The following is a 15,960-nucleotide window of genomic DNA, read 5'->3' on the forward strand; positions in this document are numbered from 1 at the left end:
TGACGCCGGGCATGGCCCGGCGCTACCGCTCTCCGTCCAGCTCGGGGTAGTGGCGGAAGATGCCGTTGGTGTTGAACGCCAATCGCCGCTCCGACGCGAGATAGGCAGCGATGTTCGGTCGCTTCGCCACCCGCTCCTGCAGTGCCCGCAGCAGGGGCAGGCGCGGCGTGAGTGCCTGCATCCGGCGCGGGAACATGTAGTCCAGCCCGCTCATCAGCTGGAACAGCGACAGATCCACGTAGGAGTGCTCGCGCAGTGCATGGCGGCCACCGTTGGCCGCCAGCACCTGCTCGAAATAGCCGAGGAACTTCGGCAGCCGCTCGCTGCGCAATGACGCCGCACGTGCGTTGGCTTCGGTCTTCTGTTCCTCGTAGTACTTCGACGTGGCAATCGGATGGTGGGTGTCGTGTACTTCAGCCACCAGGTCGGCAATGGTCAGCTGCAACTGCAGCGCCTGCATGCGCCGCGACGCGGCCTGCGGCACCAGATCCAGGGTGGGGCCGAGAAAATCCAGGATCGCTGCGACCTGCGCGATGACCTGTCGCCCCGCCTTGAGGAACGGGGGGGCGAACGGTTGCGCGCCCTCACTGTGGCCATCGAGAAAGGGCTGCATCACGGCGTCGCCATGTATCCGCGCCATGTCGATGTAGTCGGCGCCAGCGTCTTCCAAGGCCAATCGTACGAATTCGCCACGTCCCTGGATGCCGGTCCAGTAGTACAACGCGTAGTGCATGACACGGTCTCCCCACGACAAGATGCACAGCCTCGCGCAGCGCGCGCAAAGCAGGCGTGAGCGTGCCCTGCGTGCGGCGCCAACCCCAACGGCAGCGGAACACGCGGGGAACCCTCGGGAATCGAGAGGGTCACACCTTGTCCATGCAGATGGAAAACGAGGGACTGCATCATGCAGAGTGGAAAGGCGGTATGGCCCTGGGTGCTGGGTGTGGTGGTGATCGGTGGCGCGGGCGGTTGGCTGTTCCGCGATCAGCTCAAGAGCCTGGCGGACGGTGTCCCGGTGCCGGTGCAGTCGCCCCCCGCCAGTGCTGGCGCACCGCCACAACCGAAGGCGGCCGCAGAAACCGCACCGGCGCCGCCCGCCATCCAGCATCCGCTGGACACCGAAGCCGCGGCCGATCCCGCGCTGCCGAAACTGGCCGACAGCGATATCGCGGCCTGGAGCGCATTGAGCCAGCTGTTCCAGGGGGAGGGGCCGCTCACCCTGCTGCTGCGCGATCACCTGATCCAGCGCCTGGTGACCCAGGTCGACAATCTGGACAAGGCCAGCGTTCCGCCGACCGCATTGGCCGCGCGGCCTCTGCCGGGGAGCCTGCAGGTCGAGCCGGGCGAGGGCGGGGAACGCATCGCCGCCAGCAACGCCGCGCGCTATGCGCCCTATGTGCAGGCATTCACCGCGCTGGACACGGCGGCAACGGCTACGGCGTACAAGCGCTTCTACCCGTTGATCCAGCAGGCCTATGTCGATCTTGGGCGGCCAGAGGGCTACTTCAATGATCGCCTGGTGGCGGTGATCGACCATCTGCTGGAGACCCCGGAGCCGCAGCAGGCGCCCCTCGTTCAACGCGATGAACGGGGCCGCTACCGCTTCGTGGATCCGGATCTGCAGGCGCGCTCGATTGGCCAGAAGGCCCTGCTGCGCATGGATGTGGCGCAATCGCGGGCGGTCAAGCAGCAGCTCCGGGCGATCCGCAGCGCGATCGCGCGCTGAGCGATCGCGGGCGCGGCCCGCCATGCGTAACTGATCCGGATCAACGCGCCGACCACACCCGCTCCGGCATGCTGGCCCCAAGCTGACTGGCCCCGGGGTGCAGTCGCAGCCACCCTTGAAACCGGGTGGTGCAACCGCATCTTTCCAGCATCGCCGGCACGGGCCGGCACTGACGACCGATGAGGATTCGCAATGCGGATGGACAAGCTCACCTCGCGTTTCCAGCAGGCGCTGGCGGACGCGCAGTCGTTGGCCGTGGGCCGCGACAACAGCATCATCGAACCGGTCCACGTGTTCAGCGCACTGCTGGACCAGCAGGGCGGCAGCACGCGCCCGCTGCTGGCGCAGGCCGGTGTCAATGTACCGGTGCTGCGCGAGCGCCTGGACGAGGCGCTGGACGCGCTGCCGAAGGTGTCCGGGCAGGCCGGCAACCTGTCGATCGGCAATGATCTCAACCGCCTGCTCAACCACACCGACAAGCTGGCCCAGCAGCACGGCGATGCCTTCATCGCCAGCGAGTGGTTCGTGCTGGCGGCGCTGGAGGATGGCGGCACGCTTGGCATGGCGCTGCGCGCCGCCGGTGCCGACAAGGCGCGCCTGCAGTCGGCGATCGACAAGCTGCGCGGCGGCGAGAACGTGCAGTCGGAGAACGCCGAAGAGCAGCGCCAGGCGCTGGAGAAGTACACCATCGACCTGACCGCGCGCGCCGAGAGCGGCAAGCTGGACCCGGTGATCGGCCGTGACGAGGAAATCCGCCGCACCATCCAGGTACTGCAGCGCCGGACCAAGAACAACCCCGTGCTGATCGGCGAACCCGGCGTGGGCAAGACCGCGATCGTGGAAGGGCTGGCCCAGCGCATCATCAACGACGAAGTGCCCGAGGGCCTGCGCGGCAAGCGCGTGCTGTCACTGGACATGGGCGCGTTGATCGCCGGCGCCAAGTTCCGCGGTGAATTCGAGGAGCGACTGAAGGGCGTATTGAACGACCTGGCCAAGAACGAAGGGCAGATCATCCTGTTCATCGATGAGCTGCACACCATGGTCGGGGCCGGCAAGGCCGACGGTGCGATGGACGCCGGCAACATGCTGAAGCCGGCGCTGGCGCGCGGCGAGCTGCACTGCATCGGTGCCACCACGCTGGACGAGTACCGCAAGTACATCGAGAAGGATGCCGCACTGGAACGCCGCTTCCAGAAGGTATTCGTGGGCGAGCCTTCGGTGGAGGACACCATTGCCATCCTGCGTGGGCTGAAGGAGAAGTACGCCCTGCACCACGGCGTTGAGATCACCGACCCGGCGATCGTTGCTGCGGCCACGCTGTCCAACCGCTACATCACCGACCGCCAGCTGCCGGACAAGGCCATCGATCTGATGGACGAGGCCGCCTCGCGCCTGCGCATGGAGATCGACTCCAAGCCCGAGGAACTGGATCGGCTGGAGCGGCGCGTGATCCAGCTGAAGATCCAGCGCGAAATGCTGAAGAAGGAGAAGGACGATGCCTCGCGGCAGCGCCTTGCCGATCTGGAGAATGACATCGAGGTGCTGGAGCGCGAATTCTCCGACCTCAATGAAATCTGGAAGTCGGAGAAGGCCGCGCTGCAGGGCGCAACGAAGATCAAGGAGCAGGTGGAGCAGGCCAAGCTGGAGCTGGAAGCCGCGCAGCGCCGGCAGGATTTCGCCAGGATGAGCGAGATCCAGTATGGGCTGCTGCCCCAACTGGAAAAGCAGCTGGCGGCTGCCCAGGAAGCCGAGCACAAGGACTTCAAGCTGGTGCAGGACCGGGTGACCGATGAGGAGATCGCCGAGGTCGTGTCGCGCTGGACCGGCATCCCGGTGAACAAGATGCTCGAAGGCGAGCGCGACAAGCTGTTGCGGATGGAAGAGGTGCTGCACAACCGCGTGGTCGGCCAGGAAGAGGCGATCAAGGTGGTGTCTGACGCGGTGCGTCGCTCACGCGCGGGCCTGTCCGACCCGAACCGGCCTGCCGGCTCGTTCCTGTTCCTGGGCCCGACCGGCGTCGGCAAGACCGAACTGTGCAAGTCCCTGGCCGAATTCCTGTTCGACAGCGCCGACGCGATGATCCGCATCGACATGAGCGAGTTCATGGAGAAGCACAGCGTCGCCCGCCTGATCGGTGCACCTCCGGGCTACGTCGGCTATGAGGAAGGGGGCTACCTGACCGAAGCCGTGCGTCGCCGTCCGTACTCGCTGATCCTGCTCGACGAGGTCGAGAAGGCGCATCCGGACGTGTTCAACATCCTGCTGCAGGTGCTGGACGATGGCCGCCTGACCGATGGCCAGGGCCGCACGGTGGACTTCCGCAATACCGTCATCGTGATGACCTCGAACCTGGGCTCGCACCAGATCCAGGACATGAGCGGTGACGACAGCCCGGAGGCCTACATGCAGATGAAGGCCGCGGTGATGGGGGTGGTGCAGGCGCACTTCCGTCCGGAGTTCATCAACCGCCTCGACGATATCGTGGTGTTTCACCCGCTGGACAAGCAGCAGATCAAGGAGATCGCGCGCATCCAGATGCGCGGGCTGGAGAAGCGGCTGGCCGAGCGCGGCCTGAAGCTGGTGGTGTCCGACGCCGCGTTCGACCTGCTGGGCAATGTGGGCTTCGATCCGGTATACGGCGCACGCCCGCTGAAGCGCGCGATCCAGTCGCAGCTGGAGAATCCGCTGGCACAGAAGATCCTGTCGGGCGCCTTCGCCAACGGTGACACCATCGAGGTCGGCAACGACGGCGGTCACCTGGTGTTCGCCAAGGCCTGATGTCGGCCGGGTTCCCGCCCATGGGGGCGGGAATCTGCGGGCTGCCGGGCAGGTCCTGATAACCACAGGTTACGGGCTCATCGCCAGCGGCTCTCAGCGTGCGCGGTGGGGTCGCCTATCGTGCAGGTTTCCCCGGATGGAACCTGACGCGATGAGTGATCCGCAGTGGCAACTGGAAACCCTGGCCGTGCACGGCGGCTACCGGCCCGACCCGACCACGCGCGCAGTGGCGGTGCCCATCTACCAGACCGTGGCCTACGCCTTCGATGACACCCAGCACGGCGCCGATCTGTTCGATCTGAAGGTGCAGGGCAACATCTATACCCGCATCATGAATCCCACCACCGACGTGCTGGAGCAACGTCTGGCCGCGCTGGAAGGCGGGATCGGTGCGCTGGCGCTGGCATCCGGGCAGGCTGCGATCACCTATGCGATCCAGACCATCGCCGAAGCAGGCGACAACATCGTCGCCGCCAGTGCGCTGTATGGCGGCAGCCTCAATCTGCTGGCGCATACGCTGCCGCAGTACGGCATCCAGGCGCGATTCGCCGATCCGGCCGATCCGTCAGCCTTTGCTCCCCTCATCGACAGCCGTACCAAGGCGGTGTTCGTGGAGTCTATCGGCAATCCACGCGGGAATGTCACCGACATCGCCGCGATTGCCGAAGTCGCCCATGCCGCCGGCGTGCCCTTGATTGTCGACAACACGGTTGCCACGCCTTTCCTGCTGCGCCCGTTCGAGCATGGCGCGGATATCGTGGTGCACTCGCTGACCAAGTACCTCGGCGGCCATGGCAACAGTCTGGGGGGAGCGATCATCGATTCGGGCCGCTTCGACTGGACGGCGCAGCCACAGCGTTTCGCCCGTCTCAACCAGCCGGACCCGAGCTATCACGGTGTGGTCTACACCGACGCCCTCGGCCCGGCCGCCTACATCGGCCGTGCGCGGGTGGTACCGCTGCGCAATACCGGCGCGGCACTGTCGCCGTTCAATGCGTTTCTCATCCTCCAGGGCATCGAGACCCTGGCCCTGCGCATGGAACGGATCAACGCCAACGCGCTGGCCGTGGCGCAGTATCTGAAGCAGCATCCCAAGGTGGCGTGGGTGCGCTATGCCGGCCTGCCGGATGACCCTGAGCATGCGGGCGCACAGCGTTACCTGCGTGGGCAGGGCTCAGGCGTGCTGACCTTTGGCCTTCCTGGCGGACGTGAGGCCGGTGCCCGCTTCCTGGACGCACTGAAGCTGTTCACGCGGCTGGTCAACCTGGGTGACGCCAAGTCGCTGGCCACCCATCCGGCATCCACCACCCACCGCCAGCTGGATGCCGATGAACTGGCCCGCGCCGGGGTCAGCGAAGACACGGTGCGGCTGTCGATCGGCATCGAGCACATCGGCGACCTGCAGGCCGACCTGCAGCAGGCGCTGGCCGGCGCCTGATAGCCAGGCGCTTGGTCGTCATCGCCAGTGGCGATCACCACCGCCGCCGCGATGCGCTACGGTGGAGCTGCCTCTCCAAGGCGTGGCACTGGTGTTACCTATCCCCGGTCGATGCGGGTCGACCGGGGATTTTTCATGGCAGCCGCCGGGCATGGCCCGGCGCTACGCCATCCGCCCTGCCTCACACCACCGGAATGCTGTGCTGGCCGAGATTCCGGTAGGGCGGGGTGGACATGATCATCTCCGCCAGCGAATAGGCCAGCTCGCGCTCGGCCATCACCGTGCCATCGGCGCCATGTTCCAGCAGGTGCTTCACTTCAGCATCGCTGTGTGCCCGTGCCAGCAGGGTCAGCTCGGGATTGATCGCGCGCAGTTTGGCCAGCGCTTCGCCGGCTTCCAATGGCTGCGGAATGGCCAGGACGGCGATCTTGGCGCGCTCCGGGTGGGCCTCGGCCAGCACCCGGTCGGCCGCGGCGCTGCCACGGATCGCCGCGAGGCCACTGGCATGTGCACGCTCGACATGGTCCTTGTTGTCATCGATCACCAGCACCGGTACGCCGCGGTCGCGCAGCACCTGCGCCAGCTCGCTGCCGACGCGGCCGTAGCCGATCACGATGGCGTGGTCATGCAGGTCGCGCGAGGGCCCGGTGGCTTCTTCCGGCTCCGGCGCCTGCGGCAGCTGCTCCTGCTTCGCCTGCCAGCGGTCGAGCAGGCCGAACACCAGCGGGTTGAGCATGATCGACACCAGTGCACCGGCCAGCACCAGCGACTGTCCTTCCTTCGGCAGGATCTGCAGCGAGACACCGAGGCCGGCGATGATGAAGGCGAACTCACCGATCTGCGCCAGGCTGGCCGAGATGGTCAGCGCAGTGCTGCTCGGGTGGCCGAACGCACGCACGATAAAGAAGGCGGCGGCGGACTTGCCGAACATGATGATCAGCACCGTGGCCAGTACCTGCCACGGATGCTGCACGACGATGTTGGGGTCGAACAGCATGCCCACCGAAACGAAGAACAGCACCGCGAACGCATCGCGCAGCGGCAGCGAATCATGCGCCGCCTTGTGGCTCAGTTCCGATTCGTTGAGCAGCATCCCGGCGAAGAACGCGCCCAGCGCGAAGGACACGCCGAACAGCATGGCCGAACCGAAGGCCACGCCCAGTGCGATCGCCAGCACTGACAGGGTGAACAGCTCGCGCGAGCCGGTGCCGGCGATGCGTTCGAGGATCCAGGGAATGACCCGCCGACCGACCACCAGCATCACGGCCACGAACAGGCCAAGCTGCACGAACGTCCAGCCCAGATCGGCCAGCACGCTGCCGACGGTGTGGGTTTCCTTGGCCGCATCGGGGCCGAACACGCCGGCGAGCACCGGCATCATCACCAGTGCCAGTACGCAGGCCAGATCCTCCACGATCAGCCAGCCCACTGCGATCTTGCCGCGCATGGTCTCCAGCAGGCGGCGCTCTTCCATCGCCCGCAGCAGGACCACGGTACTGGCGGTGGCCAGCGAGAAGCCGAAGATCACCCCATGCAGTGTCGGCCAGCCCATCAACCACGCCACGCCCCAGCCGAGCAGGGTGGCCACTGCGATCTGGCCGATGGCACCCGGGATGGCGATGGCCTTGACCGCCATCAGGTCCTTCAGCGAGAAGTGCAGGCCGACGCCGAACATCAGCAGCATCACGCCCAGTTCGGCCAGCTGGTTGGCCAGCGCCTGGTCGGCGACGAACCCCGGGGTGAATGGCCCCACGCAGATGCCAGCAACCAGATACCCGACCAGGGGAGACAAGCGCAGCTTGTTGGCCAGCGCGCCGAAGATGAAGGCGAGCCCCAGGCCAACGGCGACGATGTTGATCAGGTCGGTGTCATGGTGCATCGGCACTCGCAGGGTTCGGGGAGGGGGATGTCCCGATTTTCACCCAAGCGGCCAGATGCAGCAAACCCGGCAGGTGGAACGGATGGTTTGAGCAGTACAGGGCCGATCCCTTCTGCCGGAACAGAAGGGATGCAGGTTCCACCGCGCCGCCGGGCGTGGCCCGGCGTTACCGGTGCCGCTTACCAGGTGTACCGGATACGTCCGTACACATACGCGCCGTTGAAGCCGAACGGCGAGTAGTTGCTGTACGGCAGCATGCCGAAGGTCGAGTTCTGCAGGTCCGCCGTCCGGTCCGGATACTTGTCCAGCAGATTGTCCGCGCCGACGGTCAGGGTCCAGTTGCTGCTCGGCTTGTAGCTGGCCGAGGCATCCACTACCCAGGCATCACCGTAGGTCTGGTCACGCAGCGCGGTGGCCGAATTGCGCACGGTGAACTTGCCGTAGCGTGTGGCCGCCAGGCCCAGCTCCCAATGATCCGAGCGCCAGGTGCCGCTGAGGATCGCCTTGTCGCGCGGATAGCTGTCCTCGATGCGGCCGATCTCATCGCGGCCGATCAGCGACTGCGAGATACCCAGCGTCGGGAACACCGACGGAGACCCGTTCACCCGCTTCACTTCGGTTTCGTTGTAGCTGTAGGCCGCCGTCAGCTCCAGGCTGCTGGCACTGAAGGGCACGGTATAGCTGGAGACGAAGTCCACGCCCCGCGTGCGCGTGTCCAGTGCATTGGTGAAGTACGAGAAGGCCGTCACCTGCGGGAGGCCCAGCCCGCCCAGCAGCGCGGCTGCAGCCGGCGTGGTGGTGATGTTGGAGGACAGCGCGATGCGATCGTCAATGTCGATCTGGTACGCATCGATGGTCACGTACAGGCGGTCCACCGGCTGCAGCACCAGGCCCAGGCTGTAGCTGGTGGAGGTCTCGGCCTTCAGTGGCGAGGCGCCCAGCGCCTGTGCGGCCGGGCTGGTGGTGGGGAAAGTGCCGCGTTCGAAGAAGTCACCGTTGATGATGGTGCTGGTCACCGCCTGGTAGCCCTGCTGGCCCAGCGATGGCGCGCGGAAGCCACTGGACGCGGTGGCCCGCAGCGCGACCTTGTCGGTGAACGCGTAGCGTGCCGAAAGCTTGCCGGAGAAGCGGTCACCGAAGTCCGAATAGTCTTCGTAGCGCCCGGTGAGGCCGGCGGAGAACTTCTCGGTCAGGTCCGCTTCCAGGCCGGCGTAGACCGCATAGTTGTGGCGGTCGGTATGCACTTCATTGGTCGGGGTGAAGCCGGCGAAGCCCTGTGCGCCGCTGCCGGTGTACGAATTCAGCTCGCCCGGGTTCTGGTCCCACTTCTCCTTGCGGTACTCACCACCGAAGGACAGCGTCACCGGATAGGCCAGGCCCCAGTCCAGCGACTTGGTCAGGTCGGCATTGAAGATGTCCTGCTGGTACTTCAACGTGCCGTCGTAGAACGAGCTCGGGCTGGCCGTGCCCAGGCTGTAGTTGATGGTGTTGCGGGTGTGGAAATCCAGGGTGTTCTCGCCGTGGTTCAGGCTCAGGTCCCAGGTCCAGCCGCTGTCGGTGCTGCCCTTGACGCCGGCCACCAGCGAGCGGTCCTTGGAGTACTGGTTGATCTGCGGCACGAAGCCGTCGGGGTAGACCTGGGCCAGCAGGGCGCCCTGCCCACTGTGGTTGCGCGAGCGGTAGAACGCGAACGAGGTGATGTCGCGGTTGCTGAGCAGCGCGCTGGCGTAGCCGGTAACGCGGTCGCTGAAGTCGAAGCTGGCGTTGGCCGAGGCGGCGGTCGCATCCACGCGCGGATCGCCGACCACGAAGGTCGTCTCGCCGATGCCAGGGAAATTGCCGGTGTTCGGTGTGCTGCCCTGGTAAGGACCGGCGCGGTTGCTTTCATCCTGCTGGCTGATCTGCCCGGCCACGTGCAGGCGGCCACGGCCGCTGCCGAACTCCACGCCGGTATCGCCGGAGAGCTGGTACTTGTTGCCATCGCCGGCCGAATACTGGCCGTAGTCGACGGCCAGGCTGCCGCCGCTGCCGCTGCCCTTGAGCACGATGTTGATGACGCCGGCGATGGCGTCCGAGCCGTACTGCGCCGAAGCGCCGTCGCGCAGCACTTCAACGCGCTCGATGGCGGCGATCGGAATCGCATTGATGTCCACCGCCGACGAGCCGCGGCCGATGCTGCCGTTGACGTTGATCATGGCGGAGGTGTGGCGGCGCTTGCCGTTGACCAGCACCAGCACCTGGTCCGGTGACAGGCCACGCAGCTGCGCCGGTCGCACGCCGCTGGTGCCGTCGGTCAGGGCCGGGCGCGGGAAGTTCAGCGAGGGCAGGGCACGCGACAGCGCGGTGGCCAGTTCGCTGGTGCCGGTGGACTGCAGAACCTCAGGGGTGATGATGTCGATCGGGGACTGCGATTCGGCGACCGTGCGGTCGGCCACGCGGGTACCGGTGACGATCACGGTGTCCAGTGTGTTGGCGGCAGTACCGCTCTGCTGGGCGGCGGCGAGGAACGGAGAGCCACCGAGTGCGACAGCGACGGCGGCGGCGATCAGGCTGGTCTTGCGGGTCATCGGGACGGAACTCCGGTTGGCGGGGACGGCACCGGTATCGACATCACGAGGTGAAGCGGACGACGGTTGTTGCGGTGCGCAAAATAGGAATTAACGGGATATTCAGTGCCTGTCAAATGCCGGCCATCGGAAAAAACGTTGCAGCAGCAACCATTTAGCCGCGATGGGCATCATCATGAGAGGGGCCCGGGACACGTGCGGTGAGGACGTGGGAGAGAGGAAACGCCAGCCGCTGCGCATCCCGGGGCGCGTCAAGTATTCGTTAACGCTAGAATTGCGTCGCAGGAACAGTGCTTACCAGCACATTCCATCCGGTTATATGGACCCCTCCCCCGATGATTTCGCTTCGTAATTTCGCCTTGCGCCGCGGCGAGCGGCTGCTGTTGTCCAACGTCGACCTGACCCTGCATGCCGGTTACCGGGTGGGCGTGGTCGGCCGCAACGGTGCCGGCAAGTCCAGCCTGTTCGCGGCGGTGAAGGGCGAACTGGAGGCCGACAAGGGCGACGTCGACCTGCCCGGCAAGGTCCGCATTGCCAGCGTGGCCCAGGAAACCCCGTCGCTGCCGGATCCGGCGTTGAGCTTCGTGCTCGGTGGCGATACGGAAGTGGCCGCCGTGCTGGCCGAAGAGGCCGATGCGACCGCCCGTGAAGACTGGGAGGCGGTGGCCAATGCCCATACCCGGATGGCCGAGATGGGCGCCTATGACGCCGAAGCACGTGCCGGCAAGCTGCTGCACGGCCTCGGATTCCCGGCCGAGACCCACCACCGCGCGGTGTCCTCCTTCTCCGGTGGCTGGCGCGTGCGCCTGAACCTGGCCCGCGCGCTGATGATGCCCAGCGACCTGCTGCTGCTCGACGAACCGACCAACCACCTCGATCTGGATGCGGTGTACTGGCTGGAACAGTGGCTGCTGAAGTACCCCGGCACGCTGCTGCTGATCTCGCATGACCGCGAGTTCCTCGACAACGTTGCCACCCACACCCTGCACCTGCATGGGGGCGGCGCCAAGCTGTACCCGGGCGGCTACACCGATTTCGAGCGCCAACGTGCCGAGCAGCTGCGCCAGCAGCAGATCGCGCACGAGAAGGAACAGGCCGAGCGGGCCCACCTGCAGAGCTTCATCGACCGCTTCAAGGCGCAGGCCAGCAAGGCCGCGCAGGCGCAGAGCCGCATGAAGCGTCTGGCCAAGCTGGCCGGTACCGAGGCGGTGCGTGCCGAGCGCGAGTTCCGTATCGAGTTCGCACCGCCCGCCAAACTGCCGTTCTCGCTGATCCGCCTGAATCATGTCGAGGCGGGCTATGGCCAGGACGCCGTGATCCTGCACAACGTCGGCTTTGGTCTGGAAGCGGGACAGCGTATCGGCCTGCTCGGCCCCAACGGCGCCGGCAAGACCACCCTGGTGAAGACCCTGGTGGGCGAGCTGGCACCGATTGCCGGAGAGCGCATGGCCCATCCGGACCTGAAGATCGGCTACTTCGCACAGCACACGGTCGAGTCGCTGCACGAAGGCCAGTCGCCGATGGAGCATTTCCGCGAGATCGCGCCGGATGCGCCGAACCAGTCGTTCCGCGATTTTCTCGGCAAGTGGAATTTCCCGGGTGATCGTGCATTCGAGCCGGTCGATGGCTTCTCCGGTGGTGAGCGTGCGCGCCTGGCGCTGGCGCTGATCGCCTGGCAGCAGCCGAACGTGCTGCTGCTGGACGAACCGACCAACCACCTGGACCTGGAAATGCGCGAGGCGCTGGCCGAAGCGCTGGCAACCTTCGAAGGCGCGATCGTGATGGTCTCCCATGATCGCCACCTGATCGGCCTGGTCTGCGATACCTACTGGCGCGTGGCCGATGGCGTGGTCGAGCCGTTCGACGGAGATCTCGACGCCTACGCTGCGTGGCTGCGCACCCGTCCGCAGGCGCAGGGCACCAAGGCGCGCATGGAGCAGGTGGAAGAGCCGGTGGTGGTCAAGACCGCACCGGTTGCGCAGGTCGTGCAGAAGAAGCCTGTGAATCCGCACAAGCTGGCCGCGGCGGAAGCCAAGGTGGCCGAGCTGGAAGCCGGCCTGGCTGAACTGGACCGTCAACTGGCGGACCCGGCCAACTATGCCGACAGCACCCGCATGGCCGTGCTGGGCCGTGATCGCGAAACGGCCGCTGCGCAGCTGGAAAAGGCTGAAGCTGCCTGGATGGAGCTGCTGGAGTCCTGATGGAGGGCGCCGGGCCATGCCCGGTGGTGTTCCCGATGCACTGCGCTCGCCGGGCATGGCCCGGCGCTACCGCTCGCGCGCGTCAGCCCTGCGCCTGCAACCATTCCCGGAAGCGTCGTGCAGGCTCACGCTCGGCGCGTGAGCGCAGCCTCGTCAGCCAGTAGCGGCCCAGTTCCAGCGTCGTGGCGAACGGCTGCAGCAGCCGTCCTTCCGCCAGTTCCTGTTCGAACATGCGCAGCGGCAGCAGGGCCACGCCGGCCCCTCCGGCAGCGGCCATGGCCAAGGTCAGCGACGAATCGAATACCGGCCCGCGCGCCTCCACGCCGCTGACCCCGGCCGCCTGCAGCCAGCGCGGCCATTCATCATTGCGATAGGAGCGCAGCAGCGGCAGCGTGCCCAGATCACGCGGCTGTTTCAGCCGGCGTGCCAGGGCGGGGGCGCACAGCGGTGCGAACGGCGCGTCCAGGATGGCCGTGCAGGCCTGCCCCTGCCAGTCGCCCTCACCGAAGCGGATGGCCAGGTCCAGGCCTTCGCCGGCAAGATCGATGCGGTTGTTGTGCGTCTGCACGCGAAGCTCGATATCCGGATGCGTGGCCTCGAACGCGGCCAGGCGTGGCAGCAGCCAGCCGGTGGCGAAGGTGCCCACCACACCCAGCGTCAGCACTTCGCGGGCCGCTCCCCCCGTGTAGCGCGCGATGCTGGTCGAGATGCGCTCGAACGCTTCGTTGAGCACCGGGAACAGCGCGGCGCCTTCATCGGTGAGGGCGACGCCGCGAGGCAGGCGATGGAACAGGCGGATCCCCAGCCGGTCCTCCAGCCCCCGGATCTGATGGCTCAACGCGGCCTGGCTGACGCACAGCTCAAGCGCGGCGCGGGTGAAGTTCTGGTGGCGGGCCGCTGCTTCGAAGGCGCGCAGGGCGTTGAGCGGCAGAGTCGGATGCAGCATCGGAAAGCCGTGAGCTGAAATGATGACTGATCGTAGCGGGATCCAGGCGGTGCGTGGAATCTCCGTTGAATGCAGTTCTGAGACATGAATGAAACTGATGGCACGTGCTGAAAAAACGCGCTGGTCAGGCGCGGCAGGGGCTTTCGATAATCGGGTTCACTTCCCGGAGGTCCTGCATGTTGCCCCGTCGACGATTCCTTCAGTTCAGTACTTCAGCAGTGGTGACTTCACTGGCTCTGCCGCTGATCGCCCGTGCTGCCGGCAGGGGCGTTGGCACGTCGGCGGCGGCCGGCGCGATCGCCGCCGCCACGGACTTTGCCGCCCTGGAAAAGGCCTGCGCGGGCCGGCTTGGCGTGACCGTGCTGGATACCGCCAGCGGTCGCCGCATCGGCCATCGCCAGGATGAGCGGTTCCCGCTGTGCAGCACGTTCAAGACGGTGCTGGCGGCCACGGTGCTGGACCAGTCACGGCGCGTGCCCGGGCTGCTGGACAGGCGCGTGCCGGTGCGCGAGGCCGACCTGCTTTCGCATGCGCCGGTGGCGCGCCGCCACGCCGGCAAGGATCTGACCGTACGCGACCTGTGCCGGGCAACGATCATCACCAGCGACAACACGGCGGCCAATCTGTTGTTCGACGTGGTGGGCGGGCCGCCCGCCGTGACGGCCTTCCTGCGCGCTCAGGGCGACAGCGTGACCCGCAGCGATCGTCTCGAGCCGGAACTGAACAGCTTCGCCGAGGGTGATCCACGTGACACCACCACGCCGGCGGCGATGGCCGCGACCCTGCAGCGGCTGGTGCTGGGCGATGCGCTGGCGCCGGGCGCGCGCCAGCAACTGGCCGACTGGCTGATCGACAACGAAACCGGCGATGCGTGCCTGCGCGCAGGGCTGGGCGCGCGCTGGCGGGTGGGCGACAAGACCGGCAGCAATGGCGAGGATGCACGCAATGACACCGCCGTGTTGTGGCCCATGGGGGGAGGGGCACCCTGGGTGATTACGGCCTACCTGCAGGCTGCGGACATCAGCAACGATCAACGCGCCAGCGTGCTGGCGCAGGTTGGACGCATCGCGGACAGGCTGATCGGCTGACGCCCGCCAGTCTCCGGGCCGGGCTTGTTCCGAGGGTCGTGCGCGCGCATCCTGCGCGCGTTCGAAACCACACGGAAGTCCCCCATGAGTCATGAGTTGATCTACCTGCTGCTGATCTTCGCGCTGCTGGTGATCCCGCGCGCGCTGCAGCGCTTCAGCCTGCCCGCACCGCTCACCTGCCTGCTGTTCGGGATCATCGGCATGCTCTGGCTCGGGGACCAGGCGCACGACGCGGTGATCGGGCTGCTGGCCACGCTCGGCATCTCGTCCCTGTTCCTGTTCGCAGGTCTGGAGGTCGATCTGCAGGCGTTGCGCCGTGGCATGTGGCCCCTGCTGGCGCATCTTGTGGTGCGCAGCGCCACCCTGTTCGGCGTCGGCTGGCTGGCCTGGCGCTACGCCGGCCTGCCGTGGCAGGCCGCGGGCCTGCTGGCCCTGGCGCTGCTGACGCCCTCCACGGGTTTCATCATGGATTCGCTGTCGCGGCTGGGTCTCAGCGAGGACGAGCGGTTCTGGGTGACCAGCAAGGCCATCGCCGGTGAGCTGCTGGCGCTGGCGGCACTGTTCATCGTGCTGCAGGCCGGCGATCCCGGTCACATGGCCCTGTCCAGCCTGGCCCTGCTGGCGATGATGGTCGGCCTGCCGCTGCTGTTCATCGCGCTGGGTCGCTGGGTGGCGCCGCACGCGCCCGGTTCGGAGTTCTCGCTGCTGGTCATGGTCGGCATGGTCGCTGCCTACATCACCTACCTGCTGGGGGTGTATTACCTGGTGGGCGCCTTCATCGCAGGCCTGGTCGCACGGCTTCTGCACCAGCGCATGCCGCTGCTGGCCTCGCACGAGAACCTGCATGCACTGCGGCTGTTCGCATCGTTCTTCGTGCCGTTCTACTTCTTCAATGCCGGCACCAAGGTTCCCGCCGAGGCATTGAGCTTCGAAGCGCTGGGGCTGGGCATCGTGATCACCCTGGTGGTGCTGCCGCTGCGTATCGGCGTGGTCTGGCTGCAGCGCCGGCTGATGTTCGGTGAGAGTTTCCGCAGCAGTCTGCGCGTGTCGCTGGCGCTGGCGCCGACGCTGATCTTCACCCTGGTCCTGGCCGCGATCATGCGTGAGCGGTTCCAGATTCCGGCGGTGCTGTTCGGCGCATTGCTGCTGTACGCGGCGCTGACCACCCTGCTGCCCTCGCTGGTGTTCCGCACGCCCTTCGATGTCGACCCGGTCGAGCAGGAGCCGGACGGGGCGGGCGAGGCCGCACCCGTGGCGGCAACCGAGACCCTGGCGGAGGGCGTGGACACGGGGCGTTGAACGGATGAGTGGTTTGCGCAGGCCGGCCATGGTCGTTA

General features: G+C 66.7%; 10 protein-coding genes. 6 read left to right on the forward strand and 4 right to left on the reverse strand.

The window, feature by feature from the left end; translation table 11 throughout:
- Positions 1-22 precede the first annotated feature (22 nt).
- Positions 23-733 carry a glutathione S-transferase gene (locus AC5P76_RS01325; RefSeq protein WP_111187259.1) on the reverse strand — a complete coding sequence of 237 codons (711 nt, stop codon included), beginning with the start codon at positions 731-733 and terminating at the stop codon, positions 23-25.
- A 171-nt stretch (positions 734-904) separates the two neighbouring features.
- Between AC5P76_RS01325 and AC5P76_RS01330 the strand changes: the two genes are divergently transcribed.
- The 3 genes from AC5P76_RS01330 to AC5P76_RS01340 all read left to right on the forward strand — a co-directional run bounded on the left by AC5P76_RS01330 (position 905) and on the right by AC5P76_RS01340 (position 5,942).
- Entirely contained in the window at positions 905-1,726 is an 822-nt protein-coding gene (locus tag AC5P76_RS01330) for a DUF3014 domain-containing protein (RefSeq protein ID WP_253120081.1), read from the forward strand.
- A gap of 192 nt (positions 1,727-1,918) precedes the next feature.
- A complete protein-coding gene (gene clpB, locus AC5P76_RS01335) occupies positions 1,919-4,504 on the forward strand; it encodes an ATP-dependent chaperone ClpB (protein WP_253120083.1) in 2,586 nt (861 codons plus the stop codon).
- Between the two features lie 151 nt (positions 4,505-4,655).
- Entirely contained in the window at positions 4,656-5,942 is a 1,287-nt protein-coding gene (locus AC5P76_RS01340) for an O-acetylhomoserine aminocarboxypropyltransferase/cysteine synthase family protein (protein ID WP_053519387.1), read from the forward strand.
- Positions 5,943-6,123: 181 nt separating this feature from the next.
- Here the strand turns inward: AC5P76_RS01340 and ybaL are convergent, their stop codons facing one another.
- Positions 6,124-7,821 carry a YbaL family putative K(+) efflux transporter gene (gene ybaL, locus AC5P76_RS01345; protein WP_053519386.1) on the reverse strand — a complete coding sequence of 566 codons (1,698 nt, stop codon included), beginning with the start codon at positions 7,819-7,821 and terminating at the stop codon, positions 6,124-6,126.
- Between the two features lie 179 nt (positions 7,822-8,000).
- A complete protein-coding gene (locus tag AC5P76_RS01350) occupies positions 8,001-10,388 on the reverse strand; it encodes a TonB-dependent receptor plug domain-containing protein (RefSeq protein WP_074899615.1) in 2,388 nt (795 codons plus the stop codon).
- Positions 10,389-10,723: 335 nt separating this feature from the next.
- Here AC5P76_RS01350 and AC5P76_RS01355 point away from each other — a divergent pair, with 335 nt between their 5' ends.
- The gene (locus tag AC5P76_RS01355; protein WP_053519381.1) at positions 10,724-12,589 is read left to right on the forward strand and encodes an ABC-F family ATP-binding cassette domain-containing protein; all 1,866 of its coding nucleotides are present in this window, start codon (positions 10,724-10,726) and stop codon (positions 12,587-12,589) included.
- Between the two features lie 82 nt (positions 12,590-12,671).
- Here AC5P76_RS01355 and ampR read toward each other — a convergent pair whose 3' ends face one another.
- Positions 12,672-13,535, reverse strand: coding sequence for a LysR family transcriptional regulator AmpR (gene ampR / locus AC5P76_RS01360; protein WP_065174755.1), 864 nt, complete (start codon positions 13,533-13,535; stop codon positions 12,672-12,674).
- Positions 13,536-13,711: 176 nt separating this feature from the next.
- Here ampR and blaL2 point away from each other — a divergent pair, with 176 nt between their 5' ends.
- Both blaL2 and AC5P76_RS01370 read left to right on the forward strand, forming a co-directional pair.
- Positions 13,712-14,623: a L2 family extended-spectrum class A beta-lactamase gene (gene blaL2, locus AC5P76_RS01365; protein ID WP_253120085.1), complete on the forward strand. Its 912-nt coding sequence runs from the start codon at positions 13,712-13,714 to the stop codon at positions 14,621-14,623.
- An 84-nt stretch (positions 14,624-14,707) separates the two neighbouring features.
- On the forward strand, positions 14,708-15,922 hold the full coding sequence (locus AC5P76_RS01370) for a cation:proton antiporter (protein WP_053519375.1): 1,215 nt from the start codon (positions 14,708-14,710) through the stop codon (positions 15,920-15,922).
- Positions 15,923-15,960 lie beyond the last annotated feature (38 nt).

The sequence above is a fragment of the Stenotrophomonas sp. YJH_SMC_36 genome (assembly GCF_059369935.1).